At 62.9% G+C, this 20,431-nt stretch carries 13 protein-coding genes and 1 other RNA gene; 12 read left to right on the top strand and 2 right to left on the bottom strand.

All coding sequences use genetic code 11. The features are described 5' to 3' along the window. Nucleotides 1-427: 427 nt before the first annotated feature. From H0921_RS14625 to H0921_RS14600, 6 genes are all read left to right on the top strand, one after another. On the top strand, nucleotides 428-2,476 hold the full coding sequence (locus H0921_RS14625) for a PrkA family serine protein kinase (protein ID WP_194539250.1): 2,049 nt from the start codon (nucleotides 428-430) through the stop codon (nucleotides 2,474-2,476). A gap of 162 nt (nucleotides 2,477-2,638) precedes the next feature. Beyond that, nucleotides 2,639-2,736: signal recognition particle sRNA small type (ffs, locus tag H0921_RS14620), an RNA gene on the top strand. A 241-nt stretch (nucleotides 2,737-2,977) separates the two neighbouring features. Continuing rightward, nucleotides 2,978-3,793, top strand: a complete 816-nt coding sequence (locus H0921_RS14615; protein ID WP_194539249.1) for a class I SAM-dependent methyltransferase — start codon at nucleotides 2,978-2,980, stop codon at nucleotides 3,791-3,793. 197 nt (nucleotides 3,794-3,990) lie between these two features. Continuing rightward, nucleotides 3,991-5,091, top strand: a complete 1,101-nt coding sequence (locus H0921_RS14610; RefSeq protein WP_194539248.1) for a DUF444 family protein — start codon at nucleotides 3,991-3,993, stop codon at nucleotides 5,089-5,091. Nucleotides 5,092-5,217: 126 nt separating this feature from the next. After that, nucleotides 5,218-6,783 carry a SpoVR family protein gene (locus H0921_RS14605; protein WP_194539247.1) on the top strand — a complete coding sequence of 522 codons (1,566 nt, stop codon included), beginning with the start codon at nucleotides 5,218-5,220 and terminating at the stop codon, nucleotides 6,781-6,783. Next, a complete protein-coding gene (locus tag H0921_RS14600) occupies nucleotides 6,746-7,357 on the top strand; it encodes a hypothetical protein (protein WP_194539246.1) in 612 nt (203 codons plus the stop codon). Before H0921_RS14605 ends, H0921_RS14600 begins: the two co-directional genes overlap by 38 nt. A 39-nt stretch (nucleotides 7,358-7,396) precedes the next feature. Here the strand turns inward: H0921_RS14600 and H0921_RS14595 are convergent, their stop codons facing one another. After that, nucleotides 7,397-8,203 (bottom strand): group I truncated hemoglobin, encoded by an 807-nt coding sequence (locus H0921_RS14595; RefSeq protein ID WP_194539245.1) that lies wholly within the window; start codon nucleotides 8,201-8,203, stop codon nucleotides 7,397-7,399. Nucleotides 8,204-8,823: 620 nt separating this feature from the next. Here H0921_RS14595 and H0921_RS14590 point away from each other — a divergent pair. Beyond that, complete coding sequence (locus H0921_RS14590) at nucleotides 8,824-9,915, top strand: DHH family phosphoesterase (protein ID WP_194539244.1); 1,092 nt, start codon at nucleotides 8,824-8,826, stop codon at nucleotides 9,913-9,915. Between the two features lie 283 nt (nucleotides 9,916-10,198). On the opposite strand, the gene H0921_RS14585 is transcribed toward H0921_RS14590, so the two are convergent. Beyond that, a complete protein-coding gene (locus H0921_RS14585; protein ID WP_194539243.1) occupies nucleotides 10,199-10,513 on the bottom strand; it encodes a hypothetical protein in 315 nt (104 codons plus the stop codon). 273 nt (nucleotides 10,514-10,786) lie between these two features. Between H0921_RS14585 and purB the strand changes: the two genes are divergently transcribed. From purB to H0921_RS14560, 5 genes are all read left to right on the top strand, one after another. Further along, nucleotides 10,787-12,271, top strand: a complete 1,485-nt coding sequence (gene purB, locus H0921_RS14580) for an adenylosuccinate lyase (protein ID WP_194539268.1) — start codon at nucleotides 10,787-10,789, stop codon at nucleotides 12,269-12,271. A gap of 132 nt (nucleotides 12,272-12,403) precedes the next feature. Next, nucleotides 12,404-13,648 carry an inositol-3-phosphate synthase gene (locus tag H0921_RS14575; RefSeq protein WP_194539242.1) on the top strand — a complete coding sequence of 415 codons (1,245 nt, stop codon included), beginning with the start codon at nucleotides 12,404-12,406 and terminating at the stop codon, nucleotides 13,646-13,648. A 345-nt stretch (nucleotides 13,649-13,993) separates the two neighbouring features. Continuing rightward, complete coding sequence (locus H0921_RS14570; RefSeq protein ID WP_194539241.1) at nucleotides 13,994-15,625, top strand: lipopolysaccharide biosynthesis protein; 1,632 nt, start codon at nucleotides 13,994-13,996, stop codon at nucleotides 15,623-15,625. Nucleotides 15,626-15,709: 84 nt separating this feature from the next. Continuing rightward, the gene (locus H0921_RS14565; RefSeq protein ID WP_194539240.1) at nucleotides 15,710-16,498 is read left to right on the top strand and encodes a hypothetical protein; all 789 of its coding nucleotides are present in this window, start codon (nucleotides 15,710-15,712) and stop codon (nucleotides 16,496-16,498) included. 320 nt (nucleotides 16,499-16,818) lie between these two features. Beyond that, on the top strand, nucleotides 16,819-20,406 hold the full coding sequence (locus H0921_RS14560) for a PVC-type heme-binding CxxCH protein (protein WP_194539239.1): 3,588 nt from the start codon (nucleotides 16,819-16,821) through the stop codon (nucleotides 20,404-20,406). The last annotated feature ends 25 nt before the right edge of the window (nucleotides 20,407-20,431 follow it).

Raw genomic sequence — 20,431 nt, 5'->3', positions numbered from 1 at the left:
CCCGCAAGGCGAATCCATTCTACGCCCCGGCCCCTGCCCTGCCGCGAAAATCCGCATCGCGCTTCCAGCTTCCAGCCGCCCCCAGCGCAGGCCGCCGCTCGCAGCAGAAAGTGCTTCCACCGCCTGGTCCTTCCTGTACGCAGAACGACGAAAGTTGGGCCGAGGGAGGCGATTTTGTGGCCCAAAGGCATCCCGTCTTGGAAGTCCGCACCGCACCCACGTAGAATGCAGTAGCGGAACGGAGGCGGCAAACTCCTCTTGCCAGACTGGGGGAAAAGGGATATGGTGGGGTGTCGCACCCCTTTCCCTTTCCCAATCCGAAGCCCGGCGGCGTGGGAACTGATATGGCGTGATTGGGTCTGATCCGGGTTTTGCGGACTTCCCTGCCGCTTCCGCCCGGCCTGTTTTACGGAGGATTCCAACAGCAATGGCACAGGCAAACGTCATCCTCGACAAGCTCCGCGCGCAACTCAACACCAGTGACTACCGCAAACTCCACTGGGAGGGGTCGTTCGCGGATTATCTCAATATCGTGCTGGAGCATCCTGGCGTCACCCGCACGGCCTACCAGCGCCTCTACGACATGATCCTCCACCACGGCATCGAGGAGGTGTACGAAAACAAGGACAAAATCATTCGTTACAAGTTCTTCACGGAGTTTGCGCACAAATACGGCGACGCCATCTATGGCCTGGATCGCCCCCTCATGCAATTGGTCAACGTCTTCAAAAGCGCCGCGTTAGGCTTTGGCACCGAACGCCGTGTCATCCTCCTGCATGGGCCGGTCGGCAGCGCCAAGTCCACCATTGCCCGCCTCCTCAAGCGCGGCCTGGAGGAATACAGCCGCACTGACGAAGGCCAGCTCTACAGCTTCGCCTGGCGCAACCCCGACGGCTCCGGCTGGACCAAAGACCCCATGCACGGCGAACCCCTCCAGCTCGTCCCCGAAGAGTTCCGCCCCGCCCTCCTCGCCGAACTCAACGCCAAGTGCCGTAAACCCTACCCCTACGAAATCCAGATCAAAGGCGACCTCTGCCCCTACAGCCGTTACGAGTTCCGCCAGCGCTTGCAAAAATACGACGGCGACTGGCTCAAAATGCTCGAACATGAAGTCAAAATCTACCGCCTCGTCCTTTCGGAAAAGGACCGCATCGGCATCGGCACCTTCCAGCCCAAGGATGAAAAAAACCAGGACTCGACGGAATTGACCGGCGACATCAACTACCGCAAGATCGCCGAGTACGGCTCGGATTCCGACCCCCGCGCCTTCAACTTCGACGGCGAGCTGAACATCGCCAATCGCGGCATCGTCGAATTCATCGAAATCCTCAAGCTCGACGTCGCCTTCCTCTACGATCTGCTCGGCGCCAGCCAGGAACACAAAATCAAACCCAAAAAGTTCGCCCAGACCGACATCGACGAAGTCATCCTCGGCCACACCAACGAGCCGGAATACCGCCGCCTCCAAAACAACGAGTTCATGGAAGCCCTGCGCGACCGCACCGTCAAAATCGACATCCCCTACGTCACCCGCCTCAGTGACGAAATCAAAATCTACGAAAAGGACTTCAACCCGGAGAAAGTCAAGGGCAAGCACATCGCCCCGCACACCATCGAAGTCGCCGCCATGTGGGCCGTCCTTACCCGCTTGACGCCCCCCAAGCATGCCAACCTCACCCTCCTCCAGAAAATGAAACTCTACAACGGTAAAACCCTCCCCGGCTTCACCGAAGACAACGTCATCGAGCTGAAGAAGGAATCCCCCAACGAGGGAATGTCCGGCATCAGCCCGCGCTACATCCAGGACAAAATCAGCAACGCCCTCGTCTCCCACCCGGATGAGGACAACATCAATCCCTTCATGGTGCTCAACGAACTGGAGGCCGGTCTGCGCCACCACTCGCTGATCAAAAGCGAAGAGCAATACCGCCATTACAAGGAGCTGTTGGCCGTCGTGCGGGAAGAATACGAAGACATCCTCAAAAACGAGGTCCAACGGGCCATCGCCGCCGACGAGGAAGCCCTGGCTCGCCTCTGCGCCAACTACATCGACAACGTCAAGGCTTACACCCTCCGCGAAAAGGTCCGCAACAAATACACCGGCGCCCTGGAAGAACCCGATGAACGCCTCATGCGCTCCATCGAGGAAAAAATCGACATCCCCGAAGGCCGCAAGGACGACTTCCGCCGCGAAATCATGAACTACATCGGCGCCTTGGCCATCGACGGCAAAAAGTTCGACTACCGCACCAACGAACGCCTGCAAAAGGCCCTGGAACTCAAACTCTTCGAGGACCAAAAGGACACGATCAAGCTCAGCACGCTCGTCTCCAGCGTGGTGGACAAGGCGACCCAGGAGAAGATCGACGTGGTCAAGAGTCGCCTCATCCGCAATTACGGCTATAATGAGTCGAGTGCTACGGATGTGCTCAACTACGTGGCTTCGATCTTCGCCCGCGGCCAGTCGAAGAAGTAACCGGCGGGCAGCACGCCGATGGGGCCGCCGACTCGAACCCCAGGCTAAAGCCCGCCCCTGAAGCCTGGGCGCGGAAATGCCGAAGCTGCGGGGCAAAAAACCGAACCCGCGGGGCGAAACGATCCACGACACCAGGCACAGCCTCGACGCGGGGCGCTGAGGGATGGGGGCCTGACCGACCTGAAGGTGTGAACCTGGTCAGGTCCGGAAGGAAGCAGCCATAAGCGCTGGAGGGTGCGGCTCAGGGCACCCCCATCCCTCAGCGTCCTGCACCGTACCTCACCCTCGCAGCCATGTCCCGCGCAATTCCGCCGGTTGCCCTTCTCCTGCTGAGTAACCACGGCACCGCGAGAATAATGGAACAAGCTTTTCCTACATGCCATTTTCCCCTGCACAGGCCGCACAGATTTAGCTTGACACATACCAAAGCATCGATTAGCACCTCATTTTACATAAGTATTTTCCGTAGCCTGTGGTAATTTACTTTCCAGGAGTGATTTCATGCTTTTGCGTTTTCTGACATCGAAAATCCTTTGCCGCCATGCTAATAAAAGTCAAAGAAAAGGAAGTACCCAAGACGATCTGACCCCTCTCAAACACTTTGGCAACGAAAATTACCAACGGATTAATCACAGACGGTTAGAGCATCTGGCTTCCCTCCATTTACCGCTAGAGAATCTGCGGGTTCTGGAAGTTGGAGCGGGTATCGGCGACCTCACGTCATTTTTCTTGGATCGAAACTGTGAGGTGGTGATTTCAGAGGGCCGTCAGGCCAACTTGACGTATCTGCGGCAGCGCTATCCCGAACTGCCCGTGATTTTTCTCGATTTGGACAATCCCCCTGAAGATTTGGGACAGCACTTCGATGTAGTTTTTTGTTATGGGGTGTTGTATCATCTTTGCCACCCTGCAAAGGCCTTAGCTTTTTTGGCTCGGCATTGTCAAAAGATGCTATTACTTGAAACTTGTGTTTCCTACGGTTCAGAATCACAGTTAAATCCATGCTCAGAAGACGCGGCGATACCGACACAATCCTTGAGTGGTTCAGGTTGTCGTCCCACACGTTCCTGGGTCTACCAAAATCTAGCTCAACACTTTGAGTATGTTTACATTCCTCGCACTCAACCCTATCACCGGGAGTTTCCCTGTGATTGGACTATACCGCCTCCATCCCCCGGCCTGACACGGGCGATCTTTATTGCCAGCCGCCAACCGTTGGAAAATCCCATTCTGACCCCGGAGCTTTTGGTTCGTCAAGTGCGCATTTTTGCCGGTTGCTCTTCTCCTGCTGCCCCTTCCCCGGATACGATGCTATAGCGAACTTACCGGAGTGAAAGACCAAGGCGGCACGATCCGCGGCGTCCAGCCTCCAACCAGGGAGACTGACCTCCCAGCGAGGCATCGACCTCCGCCGAGACATCGACCTCCCCATGAGGGGCAAGCTTCGCAGACGTGACGCGTCGGGCCGCCGACAGACTCGGTTCCGCTCTTCCTGATCCGCAGGGGTGTTGGCCGTGGGGCAAAAAATCGAACAGGATTTGCAACGCTTCCACAAGATCGTGCGCGGCAAGGTCAAAAGCAATCTGTCGAAATACCTCACCCGCGGGGAGCTGATCGGCAAAAAGGGGAAAGACCTCGTGTCGATTCCCCTGCCGCAGATCCAACTGCCGCAGTTCCGCTACGGGAAGAAGAACTCCGGGGGCGTGGGGGTCGGGCCGGGCCAGCCAGGCCAGCCGCTGACTCCGCCGCAAGGCGAAGGGGAAGCCCAGGCGGGCGAAGACCCCGGCGCCCACATTCTGGAAGTCGAGCTGACCCTGGAAGAGCTAGCGGACATTCTCGGCGAGGAATTGCAACTTCCCCGCATCCAGCCCAAGGGCGAACGGAACATCGTCAGCGAGAAAGATAAGTATTCCAGCATTCGCAGTGTCGGCCCTGAATCCCTGCGGCACTTCAAGCGGACCTTCCGCCGGGCGCTCAAGCGGCAATTGGCCAGCGGCACCTATGACCCGGCCAACCCCGTCGTCATCCCCATCCGGGAAGACAAGCAGTACCGCAGTTGGAAGGAGGTGCCCAAGCCGGAAGCCGTCGCTTGCGTCTTCTACATGATGGATGTCTCCGGCAGCATGACCGACGACCAGAAAGAGATCGTCCGCATCGAGGCCTTTTGGATCGACACCTGGATCAAGCGGCATTACAAAGGGGTTGAGACGGTGTACATCATCCACGATGCCCTCGCTGCTGAAGTCGATGAGCACCGCTTCTACCACACCCGCGAAAGCGGCGGGACCAAAATCTCCTCCGCCTACGAATTGTGCAATCAGATCATCGACAGCCGCTATCCTCCCAGCCAGTGGAACCTTTACGCCTTCCACTTTTCCGACGGAGACAACTGGGGGGACGACGTCCCGAAATGTATGGAGATTCTCACGGGACAGTTGCTGCCCAAGCTCAATCTCTTCGGCTACGGCCAGGTGGAATCCCCTTACGGGACCGGGGAGTTCTACGCCCATGTGGCGGAACTCGCCGAGGACCACGAGAACCTGGTCGTCAGCCGGATTGCCGACCGGGAGGAAATCGTCCGCAGTATCCGGGAGTTTCTCGGCACGGGGCGCTGAGAGGGTTCTAAATCCGGCAGCCCGGCCTGCGTGCGCCTGAGGCAGACTTTACGCCGCTGCAAGCCCACCTCGCCGGCAACCCACGGGGAAGGAATAGGGGAGCCACAGGAGTACGGGAGCGAAACGATGGTTTGGGGCTATTACAACACGAATCTGCCGCCGCACCTGCGCGTGCTCAAGGATGAAATCGAGGGGTACGCCCGCGAGTACGGCTTGGACTTCTTCGAGACGATCTTCGAGGTCGTCGATGCCGATGACCTCAACGAAATCGCCGCCTACGGGGGATTCCCCACCCGCTATCCCCACTGGTCCTTCGGCATGCAGTACGAGGAGCTGAAGAAGAGCTACGAATACGGCCTGTCCAAAATCTACGAGATGGTGATCAACAACGATCCCTGTTACGCCTACCTGATGCGCTGCAATCACGTGGTGGACCAGAAGCTGGTGATGGCTCATGTCTACGGGCATTGCGATTTCTTCAAGAACAACGCCTACTTCGCCCATACTAACCGCAAGATGATGGATGAGATCGCCAATCACGCCGCCCGCATCCGCCGCTATGCGGAACGCTTCGGCGAGGATGAGGTGGAGGCCTTTTTGGACAAATGCCTGTCCATCGACGATCTGATTGACATCCACTCGGTGGCGATCAAGCGGCGGGACGAGACCACCCGTTACGATTTCGCCGCGGCGGGGCCGGAAGCAGAAGCGGAGACGGCCCAGCCGCTCAAGTTCCGCGCCAAGCCCTACATGGATGAGTTCATCAACCCCCCGCAGGCCCGCCAGGCCGAGGAGGAAGAACGCCGACGGCTCAAGGAAGTCCGCGTCCCCCACTTCCCCGAACGCCCGGAAAAAGACGTCCTCCTCTTCCTCATTGAGCATGCCCCGCTCAAACACTGGCAGCGGGACATCCTCAGCATCGTCCGCGACGAGGCCTACTACTTCTACCCCCAGGCGCAAACCAAGATCATGAACGAAGGCTGGGCCTCCTACTGGCACTCCACCATCATGACGCAGAAAGCCCTGCATCCTTCCGAGCTGATCGATTACGCGGACCATCACTCCGGGACGATGGCGACGAGCGCCCGCCGACTCAATCCCTACAAGCTGGGATTGGAGCTATTCCGGGACATCGAGCGGCGGTGGAACACGGGGCAGTTCGGCCCGGAATGGGAAGCCTGTGACGACATGGAGAAGCGCCGGAACTGGGATAAACAGCTCGGCCTGGGCCGCCAGAAAATCTTCGAGGTCCGCCGCATCCACAACGACATCACCTTCATCGACACCTTCCTGACGCCGGAGTTCTGCCGCGAACACCGGATGTTCTCCTACGTGTACAACGAACAGGACAACAACTACGTCATCGAAAGCCGGGAATTCGAGAAGATCAAACAGCGCCTCCTCTTCAGCCTCACCAACTTCGGCAAGCCGTGGATCTATGTCATCGATGGCAACCACCGCAACCGCGGCGAACTGCTGTTGCGTCACCACTACGAGGGGGTAGAATTGAAATTAGATGAGGCCCGCGATACGTTGGCGAACATTCAGTACATTTGGGCCCGTCCGGTACACTTGGAAACGGTCATCAATGACCGTCCGACTTTGTTGAGTTTTGATGGTTCCGAACACACGCAGCAAGCGATAGGAGGCTCGCATGAATCCTCCCGTTCCTCATCGGCCCGGCGCACCTGATCCGTCCTACTCGTTGCTTTCCCCCAGGCCCGTGGAGGTGCTGGCCTTTGCGCAACGGGCGCTCACGCCCCTAACGCAGGAGGAGTGGGAACTGGTCTGTTGCGATCCCGGCCCGGTGAAGCCGCCGGATGGATATCACCAGGCTTATTGGCGGCACCGTACGGAACCGGCCCAGATCACGCTCCAATGGCAGGCGGCAGACCATCTGGCCCTGCTGCTGCGGCAAATCCAGTGGGAGCGGCCCGCCCGCGCGCTCCGGCCCGCCGCTGACTCCCTGCGCCTCTGGGCGGAACAGATGCGTGCCCTGCCGTGGGAACTCATCCCCGCTTGGACGGTTTGCGAGCTTGACGCCCAGCGCCGCGAGGGCTTCCTCCGCAGCCAATGCCTCATCCAAAGCGACGGCCGATGGTACTACGAGCTGCACTATCAGCTCGACTCCAGCGCCCGCTTGGAGCTGCGTTACTACCGGGTGCCGGCGGATCGGCGGCGCGTCCAGGACAGCTTCCCCCTCCCCCGCCTGACTCTCGTGCGCCTGCTCGACATGGTCCATAACGCCCTGCGCCGCTGCGCCTGAGCCGCATTCCCCCCGTTCCCCTAAGCTACGCCGTTCGTATCAATCCTTGGAGCGGCGGACCTCCACGATCACGGGCCGGGTGGCCTCGAAGAGTTTGAGCAGCTCCTCGGCTTCGCGTTTGTCCACCTTGTGTTTTTCCAGCGTTTGGCGAAGCAGGGCGGCCATCGCGTCGAACTCCGCGTCGGTGATCTGCATCCCGGCGTGGGCTTCCTTGAGGTTGCGCTTGCCGCTGTATTCCAGCGGTCCGCCGGTCAGGAGGCTGAAGAGTTCCAGCATGAGGCGCTTCTGGCGGGCGATCTCCGGCACATCGAGCTTATATTTGCCGCCGCGACTGAGGTTGACCTTCGGGTCTTTGACACAAGCGTCCACAAAGTCATCCACGATGGCCTTGACGGCGGCTTCCCCCCCTAGCCGGAACCAGAGCGCCGGCAGCTTGAGGTCCGGTCCCTTGGGCGACGGGGCGATGGTGTTCTGGATCTCATCGAGGGCTTCGCGCAGGACATGGGCCGCCTCTTCCGGTTTGAGCCGGCTGGCCAGGGTCAGTTTTTCCCGCACCATCTGCTGCAATTTGGGCCGGTGATCCAGCAGGCTTTCCAAGGCCAGCAGGCAGCCCTGGTAGAGCCGGTAACACCCCTCGTGGTTCCCCTTGTTGTAAATGTCAGTGCCGAGCAGGGCCGTTTCGTACACGGTGGTGACAATACGGCGATCCAACTCCAGGCGTTCCAGGGGCTGCCCCGTGCCCTGAGCGGTTGGTCCTGGCCCTGGCTGGGCTAATCCCCCATACCGTCCTGCCAGGAGCAGAATCATCCCCGCCACCAATGCGCTGTGTCCGCCAAGCCGAGACATAGCCAGTCCTCCTCGTTTCGCTCTGTGCCCGCTTCGGACGCGGGTTGTGCCAGCCGTTGGCCCTTCTGCACGAGCAGCCGAGGTCCTCGCGCCTTCCGTCCTTCCTCCAGTGTAGCGTCTGCGGGCCGCTGCACTAGTCCCGCTCGCCTCGATCGCCCACGGGCGCTTCCCTCGGTTCGCTCAGATCAGGTGTGGCAGCTACCGCCGTCACGGGCTGAAAGGTTGACCCAGACGGCCGATTCGACTGGACACTTTTACAATTGAGTGTGCACCGATTGATCACGGGGAAGCGGAATCGGGATTGTCGGTTTTTCGGACAAGCCGCCTCAAGGTCATCTCCTGCGGAAAGTTATGGGTCAGAGGGGAGGGGCCGCCGAAGGGGGCCGGGCGGGAAAACTCCTTGGCAAGCGACTCTGGTTCGGTTACATAATGGGGAGAGAGCCGGGAAGCTCTCAATCCGCCCTCCGCGAAGCGAGAGGTGGGAGGAACACGGGTTCCTCGCTCGCTGCGCTCCCTTTTCTCCGGAGTGCCTGACCGGGGAGAAAGATCAGGTGGGCGGGCAAGGCTTCCATAGCCTCGTCCACGGCGGGACAGAGGGGAGGCCGGAGGTGAAAACATCTATGGCGCGACGGAGCGCCGATCCGGACTGTAATGGCCGTTGTGGTAGCGGCCTGCGACGTTCGGATCGCTTCCTGCAAGGTCTGCACGCCGCCAAGCGTGTGATCTTCGTTTCCCACATCCATCCTGATCCCGACAGTCTCGGCAGCATGCTCGGACTGGCCCATCTCGTGCAGCACCGCTTGGGCAAGCCGACGGTGATGACGCGGGACGGCCCTATCGCCCGGCCAGAAAACCGGGCCATGGTCGAGGTGCTCAAGCTGGACCTCAAGCCGATCGAGTCCATCGACTGGCGCGAGGAGGACGCCGTGGTCATGGTGGATAGCCAGCCAAACACCGGGCGGCATTCCCAGCCGTACACCCAGCGTCTCTATGCGGTGATCGACCATCACGACACGCCCGGCGATCTGACCGGCGTGCCCTTCGTAGATATTCGCTCTAGCCACGGGGCCACCTGCACGGTAGTGACACGCTACCTCATCGAGCAGCAGGCACCGATCCCGGAGCGCGTGGCCACCGCCCTGCTCTACGGCATCGAGACGGAAATGACCGGCTATCCCCGCGAGGCCGGCCCCGCCGACGATGAAGCGCTGCTGTTCCTCTACCCCTTGGCCGACAAGGACCGCATCGCCCAGATTCGCAATGCCCGCCTGCCGCAAAGCCACTTCGGCTGCCTCCTCCAGGCCCTACAAAGCTCCTTCATCTACGACCGGCTGATCATCAGTTGGGTCGATGAAATGCCGCATCCGGAGCATGCCGCCGAGATCGTGGACTTTATGATCCGGTTCGATCAGGTGGATTGGGCGGTCTGCGGCGGGGTCTGCGGGCAGAAGTTTGTGCTGTCGCTGCGGGCGGCCATTGAGAACGCCCACGCCGGGGAGCTGCTTCAGCAGGTGGTCGGGGACATGGGCCGAGCAGGGGGGCACGACCGCCGCGCCGGCGGATGCATTCCGCTGACGAGCACAGCACCCTCCACCATCGACGAGTTGCAGGCCCGCCTGCGCCGCCGCTTCCTCAAAGCTTTGGGGATCGAAGAGTGCCGCGGCCAGCGCCTCGTCCCCCTCCGCAACATCCTGCAAAACCTCCAGTCCTGAAGAAGTTATGCCTCCACCGAGGGGCCGGGTGCATCGGCGGCAGTCGGAAAAAACGGTGGCAGTCGGAAATCGGAAAATCGGTGGCAGTCGGAAAACAGAAGAGCCAGCGCTGAGGCCCTGGCTGCAATCCGCGTCAAAACCTATCCCAAGACCACGTCCAGGAGGCCCAGCCGCCATCCCGGAACGCTCAGGCCGGTATTCCCCCTCGGGGCCAGGTTCTCCTCTCGGCCAGCTTGTTCTCCTCTCGGCCAGCTTGGGGGAAGCTCGACGGCCTCGTGTGCAATCAGAACTGGTCGAGCCAGAAGTGGTTGCCGCGGTAGTATTTTAGGGGGGTCCACAGTTCATAGCGCCAGCCGGGTTCGCGGAAGGGCGGATAAGCCATGTACGCCGGGGGACGGACATAGGGATGCCCCGGCGGCTCCGGATACGGCGGGCTTTGCTGCGGCCAGTAACTGTGCGGGAAGTAGTAATAGGGGTAGTAGTAGAAGCGGGGCAGCGGCGGTTGATCGCCTGCTTGAGCCGAGGAATCGCCGAGACCACTCAGCAGGGTCACGATCCCTGCCAGCAGTAGAGTGCGGAACCATCCCTGTGCACGCATGATCGGTTCTCCTCCAATCGGGGAGGTCCGACCCCCATGGCCGGACATCCTGTCCTCCCAATCCTAACCGCGCTTTGGGTTCCGTGCGGGTTCCTTCCAGCCAGAAAGCGGCCGCTGTTGTAAGATAGCCGCCGGGTTGCAGGAGATGTGCCGGGGGGAAGCCTGGCGCATGTTCTGCGGGTCCAAGGTGAGCGGCAAGCGGAAGGGCCGCCGCTTTGGCTCAAGTTGCACCGAGCAAGTTCCCGCCGGCGGGAGAGTCAGGTCAGCGTCGCTATGGGTACGGAATCGGGTCATCATGAGGCGGGCGTGCTTTACGACAATCCTCTGGTGGAGCGATATGCTTCGCGGGAGATGGCGGAACGCTGGGGGCCATTGCGGAAGTACCGCACGTGGCGGCGGCTGTGGCTGTGGCTGGCGGAAGCCCAGGCGGAACTGGGCCTACGTGCTGACGACGGGGTGACACCCCGCATCCGCCCGGAACAACTGGCCGCGTTACGGGAGCATCTGGACGACGTGGACCTGGAACGGGCCGCCGCTTACGAGCAGCGCTTCCGCCATGATGTCATGGCCCATATCCACACCTTCCAGGATGCGGCCCCCCAAGCGGGCGACATCCTCCATCTGGGAGCCACGTCCTGCTATGTGACCGACAACGCCGACCTGATTTTGATGCGCGAGAGCCTGGAGCAGGTGTGCCGGCAGTTGGCGGCTGTGATCGCTGCTTTGGCGGACTTTGCCCAGCGGTGGAAGGAGACGCCGACGCTCGGCTTCACCCACTTCCAGCCGGCCCAACTCACCACCGTGGGCAAGCGGGCCTGCCTGTGGCTGTACGACCTCCTGCTCGACCTCCAGGAGTTAGAACGGCGGCAGGAAGAGCTGCCCTTCCGCGGGGCCAAAGGCACCACGGGAACGCAAGCCAGCTTCCTCACCCTGTTCCAGGGCGACCACGAGAAGGTCCGGCAACTGGACCGCCTGGTGGCGGCGAAAGCAGGCTTCTCCCGCGTGGTACCCGTCTGCGGCCAAACGTACAGCCGCAAAATCGATACGCAAGTGCTGGAGGCTTTGGGCGGGCTAGGCCAGTCGTTGCACAAGTGGGGGACCGACCTGCGTTTGCTGGCGCACCGCCAGGAGATCGAGGAACCCTTCGAGGCGGAACAAGTCGGTTCCAGCGCTATGGCCTACAAGCGCAATCCGATGCGGGCGGAGCGGCTCTGTTCCCTGGCGCGCTTTCTGATGAACCTGCCGGCGATGGCTAGCCAAACCGCGGCGGTGCAATGGCTGGAACGCACTCTCGATGACAGTGCCATCCGGCGGTTGTATTTGCCCCAGGCGTTTCTGGCCGCGGATGCCTGCCTGCGCCTGGCGTTGCATTTGGCTCGGCGCCTCATCGTCCAACCCCAGGTGATCGCCCGGAACGTCCAGAAACAGTTGCCGTACATGATCACGGAAAGCCTCATGATGGCGGCGGTGCAGGGCGGGGCCAACCGGCAGCAGGTTCATGAGGTGGTCCGGCAGCACAGCCTGGCGGTGGCCGAGCGGATCAAGGCAGGACAAGGGAACAGCCGGGAATTGCTGGAGCGCCTGCGGCAGGAACCGGTCTTCCAGCGCCTGGACTGGGAGCGGTGGGGCAACCTGGGAGCGGAAGCGTTCATCGGTCGAGCACCGCAGCAGGTGGACGAGTTCCTGGCGGAACATGTCCACCCCCGCTTGCAGCGTTACCGCGATCGCCCCCCGCCGGAGGCCGAGCTGCGCGTGTGACTTGACTCGTCCCCGCTTGCCCACCCACAATGGAAGTAAGCCCCGATGTAAGGCCGCCGCTCCTCCTTTGTATGGAACATCATCCCCCCTGCCCCTGGACTTGAACCTTCTTCGCAATAGGCATCTGTGGCAATGGCACAACGACGCATCGGCTTGTGGTTGATCGGAGCCTGCGGCAGCGTGGCGGGGGCCACCTGCCTGGGACTGTCCGCCTGGGCGCGGGGGTTGATCCCAACGACCGGCCTGGTGACGGCGCTAGAAGCGTTCGCCCCTCTGGACCTGGATGGGCCGTCGTCCTTCGTGGTCGGGGGACACGAAGTGCGTCAGGCCGACTTGCTCACGCCGGTCTGGGAGCTGCATCAGCGTTCGCGGGTCTTCGACCGTGCGGTGATCGAAGCCTGCCGCAGTGATCTGGAGCAATGGTCGCGGCATCTGCGGCGGGGGATTCTCTACCGTCCCAACGCCGCTCTGCAAGCGTTGCGGGATCGCCCGGATGTGCTGCTGGCACGCCATCCGCAGGAGGCCATCACCGCGGTGCAAGACGACCTGCGCCGTTTCCAGGACCAGGAGCAATTGGATCAACTCCTCGTGGTCAACGCTGCCTCGACAGAACCGCCAGCGGCGTGGGAAGTCCGGCAGCTTTCGCTGACAGCTTTGCAAGAGGCATTGGAACGGAAAGCGGAACTGCCCCTGCCGGCGAGCACGCTTTATGCCTATGCGGCCCTGGAGGGGGGCTGGCCGTATGTCAACCTCACGCCCAGTCTGGGGGCGAGTTTGCCGGCCCTGGAAGAGCTAGCCCGCCAGCGCCGCGTACCCCATGCTGGTCAAGACCTCAAAACCGGCGAGACGCTCCTCAAATCCGTCCTGGCTCCGCTCTTCGCCCGCCGCCACTTGCGCGTCCTCTCTTGGGTCGGGCACAATATCCTGGGCAACCGCGACGGCTGGGTCCTCAACGACCCGGAAAACAAGGCCTCCAAGGTCAAAAGTAAAGACGCCCTGCTCAGCAGCCTGCTCGGTTACAAACCCCAGAGTTTGGTCAGCATCGAATACGTCGAATCGCTGGACGATTGGAAGACGGCTTGGGACCACATCCACTTCGAGGGATTCTTCGGCACCAAGATGACGCTACAATTCACCTGGCAAGGGTGCGATTCGCTGCTCGCCGCACCGTTGGTGTTGGACCTGGTCCGCTTGGTGGCGTTGGCCCAGAGACGGGGGGAATACGGAGCGCTGCCCTACCTGGCTTCGTTTTTCAAAAGCCCGCTGGCCACCTCGCTGCATGATTTCGCCCAGCAATTCGCCCTGTTGGAGCAGTGGGCCGCGCAGCAGCACCCGAATCCGCCGGCCGCCGCCGCTTCTTCCGCCGCCCAATCGTGAGGCCCGCCCTTTCCCGCACCCCTCCCTGCCTGGCCCGCTCTCTCTCATTTTGTCCGCATTTTGTCAGCATTTGCAGACACGGGGACTGATGAGCAAAAGCGAAGCGTTGGTCTGGAAACGTCAGGCATTCCCTGGTGAAGATATTGCAAGGGCCAAGCTCTCGCGCTGAAGCTCCGTAGGGATGCCCTGGTCGATGCTACGGACTCGGCGGTGGCAAGCGCGGCGGGACTGCCCTAGGACAACTCCCAGACAGCGGACAAACAGCGGCGGGCGCACCTGGGGAAGAAGCGGCGGAGAGACGAGGGGAGGCATGAGCCAAGGGAGTGTGCCAAAGCCGAGGCCCGCATGAGCCAGACAGGATCGGACGAGCCGGTTGAGCCGCGGCGATCGCGTTGGCGGGCTGCCGTGCACTTCATCGTGGCCCAGCAAGTGCAGACGGTGCTGACCGTGTTGGCCGGGCTGGTGGCGACGCCGCTGCTTTTGGGCTGGCTGGGGGCGGAGCGGTTCGGTCTGGTGCGGCTGCTGGAAGCCACCTTGGCTTTGCTCGGCGTCGGTTGGGCTTGCTTGGGGATGGCCTTGGGGGCGGGTCTGGTGCCGCGCTGGGCGCGCGGGGACCAGCAGGGGGTGCGGCAGTGGGTGGCCGCCGCTCAACTGCTTGCCGCCGGGATCAGTGTGTTGGTGCTGGCACTTGCGGCCCTGCTGGTGTGGCGGGGTCCGTTGGGGCCACCGGCTTCGCCGGCGTTGCAGGGGGAGTGGCAAGCGGCTTTCTGGCTGCTATTGGGGGGTGCGGCACTGTTGGCTCCCTGGCAACTGGCCCGGACGGTCTTCGAGGCAGATCAGCGCGGGGCGCGGGTCAGCGGCGTGCTGACCGTCTCCAGCTTGCTGACCACGGCTGTTGCTCTGCTTTTAGCGGCGCACGGCGGGGGGCTGCCCGGCCAAGCCTTCGCCATGCTCTGCGGTTCTGCCCTCAGCGCACTGTGGCTCCACGGCTGGGTCCGGCGCACCTATTCGCCCTGGAGCTGGGTTGTTCCGCCGCGGCAGGACCTCCTCACGTTGCTCCATCATGCCAGCCGGCTGTTCCTAGCGAGCTTGTGCGGGGCGCTGGCGGTGCGCTGCGAGGTGCTCGCCGTGCAGGCCCTCTATTCACCGGAAGAAGTCACCCGCTACCACCTGACGCAGCGGCTCTATGCCCTCTGGCAAGGGCAATTGCTCATGTTCGGTACGGCGGTGTGGGCGCCTTTGGCGGACCTGTACGTGCGGCAAGAGCGGGCCGTCCTCAAGCAGCGGCTGGGCCAGGCGGTGGCAGTGCTCTGCGCCCTGGGCTGCGCCGGGGGTGTGGCGGCCATTGGCTACACCGGCCATTTTTTGGACTTATGGGGAGTGGGACGGGAGCATTTCCTCGGCACTGTCGCGGCGGCGGCCTTCGCCCTCGCTATGCCGGTGGCAGCACTGCACTCGCTCTTCGGCTGGGTGCTGACAGCCACAGGTCACTCCCGGCAGTATATGGTATCCGCGGGGGGGTTCGCTTTGACCGCCGTCGCTGGATGTTTCGGACTGGGCTATCTCTGGGGACCGGCTGGTGTAGCGCTTGGCATGACCGCCGCTTACGCCGTCTCCCTGCTTGGCAACCTCGCCTTTCTGCACTATTGGGGCATCTTCTCTCTGTCCCGCGGCCTGGAGCCGGCCTTGCGCGCCCTGCTTTTGGCCTTGCCTCTCGCCTGGCTTTCCTGGAGAAGCGGCCAGGTCCACACACCGTGGGGCTGGATGGGACTGCTTGCAGAAATGACCGCCTGGTTCGCGGCTTACTTGCTTCTGTGGCTGCTGGCAGCGCCGCCGCAGGAACGCCAGATCGGCTGGGAGTTCCTCCACCGCTTTTGGCCCGCACGAAAGCGCCCCGCCGCACCGCCCTCCGTATCGAATGACTCGGCCGCCGGCTGCGACGCCCAGACTCGATCTCCTCGGCATCAGCCGCCATGAGAGGGAAAAAGGCAAGCCCGCTGCCCCGGCCTCGCCGCTTCTGCCGTCTCGTTCTGCAAAGATTGTCCCGCTCAATGGCGGAGATTGTCCCGTCAGCGGCGCTGGAAAGCTCCGCTCGCGCTCGATGCGCTGCCAGAGGCGGTCAATGGCCTGACGCAGGTCCGGATCAGCTTGCTGCCGCTGCTCCCGGAGGTAGCCTTCCGCGCTGCGACCGAGGTAGAGCAACTCCTGTTCAGCCATGCGGCGAACGATCGGGTCCGGATCGAGCAGCTTGCGAGCCTGGCAGATGGGGCGCGGACCGGGACGCAGTTGCACCTGCTCGCTGGCCTGGCTCAGTTTCCCGGAGGCATCGAAACTCAAGCTCACCTGCAATTGGCCGTTGCCGCCCCGCATGACCACCGAACGGCCCGATCCTTTCAGCCCCTCTTGCCGCTGGACGGCGATCTCCTTCTCCAGCACTTCAAACTGGTAAAAGCCGTCCTGATGGAGTTCCTGGAGCAACACCAGCCAGGCGGCGACGGCCTGCCGAGCGAGTTTCTCCTCCGTCACCGCTTGGGCCTGCTGCTGGAAGAACTTTTGCAACTGTTCGCTTTTGCCGATCCGCAGCGGCTCTTGGCCCGGCGGCACCACGAAGATGTTGCTGACATCCAAGCCCGGCGGCGGCACCCGCCCCACCGGAAACTGGGGGAAGCGCACCACGAAAAAGACATGCTTGGGGAAAATCGCCTCCAGCGACGGGTGGGACAAGACCACCGGCTGAATCCCCGGCGCCTGCTCGCGATAGCGGGCCAGGGACTTGAGCAGCACCTGGCGGGCTTGTTCCACAGCGGGGGAATCCTTCGGCGGCGCGGGCTGGGCATTGGGAACTGCTGAGACCATGCCTGTCAGGTTGACCCCCATCATCCACGCACCCACAAAGCAGAGGGAAAAGGCGGTCATCGTTCGGTCCTCCTGAAACGCGTTCCATACTGCTCCCCTTCCGGCATCCCATGCTCTGCCGGTAATAATCCGACGAAACAGACCGCAGGAGGGACGAAAAAAGTTTGCCGCCGTTCGCTTTCGATGGAAAATGAGCTAGGGATAATCGGTCCTGCGGAAGGGGCCGATCCGCCCGCCTCAGAAGCACGGATTCCGCACCAGCCGAGACTTACACGCCGTGCCGTCTATGAGCATCAGAGGGAGACGAAGCAGCTATGCGCCTGCCGATCGGTAGCCTTTATGTCGTTGGGATGGTCCTCGTGGGGAGTTTCAGCGGGGGGTCGACAGCCCAGCGGGGCGGGCCTTTGCCGCCGGAGCAAGCCCTGGCCACAATGCAAGCAGCACCAGGGTTTCAGGTCGAGCTATTCGCGGCGGAACCGCTGCTGCTGAACCCCACGAGTCTCGACGTGGACCATCGGGGCCGGGTTTGGGTGGCGGAGGCCGTCAACTATCGCCGCGTCGGTTTCCAGCGTCCTTTGCTGCGTCCGGAGGGGGACCGCATCGTGGTGCTCGTGGATCGCAACGGCGACGGCCGAGCCGATGAAGCCGTCACCTTCTACCAGGGGAAGGAGCTGATCGCGCCGCTGAGCGTGCTGGTGCTGCCGCAGCCGCCGGACGGCCAGACCCTCCGCGTGCTGGTCGCCCAGTCGCCGGACATTCTGGAGTTTTGGGACCGCGATGGGGACCTGAAGGCGGACGGCCCGCCCCGGAAATTCCTGACCGGCTTCCGCGGCTTCGACCATGATCACGGTGTCCACGGCTTGACAGTGGGTCCGGACGGCCGGCTCTACTTCACCGTGGGCGACTCCGGCGTCGCCGGCTTGCAAAGTGCCGATGGCCAGGGCCGACGCTGGACCAGCAATGCCACCGATTGCCGGGCTGGCACCGTCTGGCGCTGCCACCTCGACGGCACACACCTGGAACTCCTCGCCCACAACTTCCGCAACAACTACGAAGCCTGCGTCGATTCCTTCGGCGAAATCTGGCTCTCGGATAACGATGACGACGGCAATCAGCAGACGCGCATCTGCTTTGTGCTGCCCGGCGGGAACTACGGCTACCACCCCCGCGGACCAGGGCAAAGCCATTGGCATGAAGAGCAGCCCGGCATCGTCCACAAGGTGCTGCGGACCGGTTTCGGCAGCCCCACCGGCATCACCTTCTACGAAGGCAGCCTCTTCGGCCCGAAATACACCGGCGTCTTGCTCCATTGCGATGCCGGACCGCGGGAAGTCCGCGCCTTCTTCCGCAAGCCGAGGGGGGCTGGCTACGAGCTGGACAAGGAAATCTTGCTCACCAGCCGGGACAACTGGTTCCGCCCGTCGGATGTCTGCGTCGCCCCAGATGGCAGCATCTTCATCGCGGACTGGTATGACCGGGGCGTCGGGGGCCACGGCATGGGCGATCCCTTCGACGGCCGCATCTACCGCCTCACCCCCCAAGGCCACAAGGGATACCCAGTGCCGCCACTCCAATGCCGCAGTTTGGCCGAGCAGCTCCAAGCCCTCGCTTCCCCCAACGGTGCCACGCGGGTCTTGGCCATGACCGCCTTGCGGGAAGCACGCCGCCAAAAGGCCGCGGAGGAACCGCTGCGCCTGGAGTCCGCCCCGCTTTGGCTGCAAGCCCGTTTGGCTCTGCTGGAAGACGGCAGCGAAGCGGGCCGCCGCCAAACCCTGCGCCTGCTGCACCAGCAGTGGAAGGCCCCGCCCGCCACCTCGGCCCTGCGTGCTGCCTTGATCCGCCGCATCGCCGCTTGGGCGCCCCAAGGGCACCTTCCCCCGTGGGAGCAGTTAGGCCTCGACCTTGCCCTAATCGCGGAGCAGCCGCCGGAGGTGCGTCGGGAACTCCTCCTGCTCCTGGCCCACTATCCCGCGGAGAGCGCTCAGGCACCGTTCTACGCTCTGGCCCGGTGCTACAGCGGTGACGACCACTTCTACCGTGCAGCGTTGAACATCGCTTTGGGAACGGAGCCGAAACGGCGGATGGCAATCCTGGCCGACTTCGACCGGCATTTCCCGCAGTGGAACGACGCCGTAGCCGATTTGGTCTGGGAGCTGCGCCCGCCGTCGGTGCTGCCCCGGCTGGGCCGGTTGCTCCGGGAGGCGAACCTGACCGCGCCGCAGAAGGCCCGCCTCTTGGACATCATCGCGGTGCAAGAGGACCCGGCCGCCGGACGGACCCTCCTGCAACTCCTTCAGGAAAACGCCGCCACCGAGGTCAAGGCCCGCGCCCTGGAGCACCTGCGCCGCGGCCTGGCCGGCCCCTGGAAGCCTGTGCAAAACAGCGAGGACTTGCAGCGCACCATCCAGACGCTCTTGCAGCAACCGGACCGCCAGGCGACCGGGTTGCAACTCATCGCCGCGGCCCAGGCACTCCCCTTCGTGGAGAAAGTCGCCGCTTTGGCCCGTGATCATAACGTCCCCGAAGCCGTCCGCGTGGAGGCGATCCGTACTTTGGGCCAGTTGCCCAGTCCGGCCAGCGTGGCCGCGTTGACCGCGCTCTGTCAGTCCGCCGCTCCCTCCTCTCCGTTGGCTGCTGAAAGCGTCCAGGCTTTGGGGACGCTCCTGCCGCGGGGCACCGCTTCCTCTCCCGTGGCGCAGCAAGCGCTTTCCGCCTTGCAGCAACTTGTTCTGCAAGAGTCGGCCTCCGGAGCGTTGCGCTCAGCGGCCCTCTCTGCCCTCGCCGCCAGCCGTCCGGGGACCGTCTGGCTCCTGGACCTGCACCAACAGGGGAAACTTCCCAAGGACCTGGTCCCCGAAGCCGGTCGGCTCCTGCGCAACTCTCCTTTCCAGGCCGAGCGGAACCGCGCCCTGCTGCTGTTCCCCCCGCCGGGCAAGCTCAACCCGAAGAATCTCCCGCCCATCTCCACGCTGGTCAAACGTCAGGGGGATCCGGCCCGTGGCCGACTCGTCTGGAATGCCAGCCTCACCGGGGCGGCCCAGTGCGCCAAATGCCACAGCATCCGCGGCACCGGCGGACAAGTCGGACCCGATCTCTCCATGATCGGCAAAAAAGCCAGCCGGGAAAACCTCTACGAGTCCATCCTCTTTCCCTCCAAAGCGATCGCCGACCAGTACATTCAGTACCAGGTCACCACGACCTCCGAAGTCACCTTGAGCGGCCTGCTGGTGGCGGACACCCCGGAAGCCATCATTCTGCGCGACGCCAACGGTAAGGACGTGACCGTACCGAAGAAGGAAATCGATGGGCCGATCCGCAAGCTGCCGGTCTCGCTCATGCCTGAAGACATTGTCGCGGCATTGACCGAAGAGGAGTTGGTGGACCTGGTGGCGTACCTGGAGACGCTGAAGACGCCGGTGTTGACGCCGCCGGTAGCTTACATCGCTGGTCCCTTCCCCGCCCCCAGCATGACCGCCGCCCTGGACAAGCCCTTCGGCCCCGAAACGCAGCCGTTCGATCCTCAGCAGCGCTTCGGTGCCGTCGCCTGGCGGCTCCTCTCCAGCGATGCGCGGGGGTACTTCGACCTGGCCGCCCTGCACGGCAGCAAAGCCAATTCCTCCGCGTCCTACCTGTACTGGGAGATCGACTCGCCCCGCGAGCAGCCGGCGGAAATCCTCCTAGGCAGCGATGACGGCGCGCGCCTCTGGCTCAACGGCCAGGCTGTCTTTCGGACCCAAGCCACCCGCGCCGCCGCCCCGGAACAGGATCGGGTCAAGGTCGTCTTGCGGAAGGGAAAAAACACGCTGCTACTCAAAGTGGCCAATGGCGATGGACCCCACGGCGCTTACCTGAGCCTCATCGCGGAGGAGGAGCTACGCCTGCTCCGGCCCCCAAGCCGTTAGGAGACAGGGAACACGGTCTGCGCTG

The organism is Thermogemmata fonticola (assembly GCF_013694095.1).
Classification (GTDB): domain Bacteria; phylum Planctomycetota; class Planctomycetia; order Gemmatales; family Gemmataceae; genus Thermogemmata; species Thermogemmata fonticola.
The sequence above is the reverse complement of the archived record's forward strand: the minus strand, read 5'-3'. Positions and strand labels throughout refer to the sequence as shown.

Coding starts and splice junctions, on each gene's coding strand:
- H0921_RS14585 (WP_194539243.1), bottom strand. CDS start 10,513: ATGCGTGCACAGGGATGGTTCCGCACTCTACTGCTGGCAGGGATCGTG.
- H0921_RS14615 (WP_194539249.1), top strand. CDS start 2,978: ATGCTTTTGCGTTTTCTGACATCGAAAATCCTTTGCCGCCATGCTAAT.
- purB (WP_194539268.1), top strand. CDS start 10,787: ATGGGTACGGAATCGGGTCATCATGAGGCGGGCGTGCTTTACGACAAT.
- H0921_RS14595 (WP_194539245.1), bottom strand. CDS start 8,203: ATGTCTCGGCTTGGCGGACACAGCGCATTGGTGGCGGGGATGATTCTG.
- H0921_RS14575 (WP_194539242.1), top strand. CDS start 12,404: ATGGCACAACGACGCATCGGCTTGTGGTTGATCGGAGCCTGCGGCAGC.
- H0921_RS14605 (WP_194539247.1), top strand. CDS start 5,218: ATGGTTTGGGGCTATTACAACACGAATCTGCCGCCGCACCTGCGCGTG.
- H0921_RS14560 (WP_194539239.1), top strand. CDS start 16,819: ATGCGCCTGCCGATCGGTAGCCTTTATGTCGTTGGGATGGTCCTCGTG.
- H0921_RS14570 (WP_194539241.1), top strand. CDS start 13,994: ATGAGCCAGACAGGATCGGACGAGCCGGTTGAGCCGCGGCGATCGCGT.
- H0921_RS14625 (WP_194539250.1), top strand. CDS start 428: ATGGCACAGGCAAACGTCATCCTCGACAAGCTCCGCGCGCAACTCAAC.
- H0921_RS14590 (WP_194539244.1), top strand. CDS start 8,824: ATGGCGCGACGGAGCGCCGATCCGGACTGTAATGGCCGTTGTGGTAGC.
- H0921_RS14600 (WP_194539246.1), top strand. CDS start 6,746: ATGAATCCTCCCGTTCCTCATCGGCCCGGCGCACCTGATCCGTCCTAC.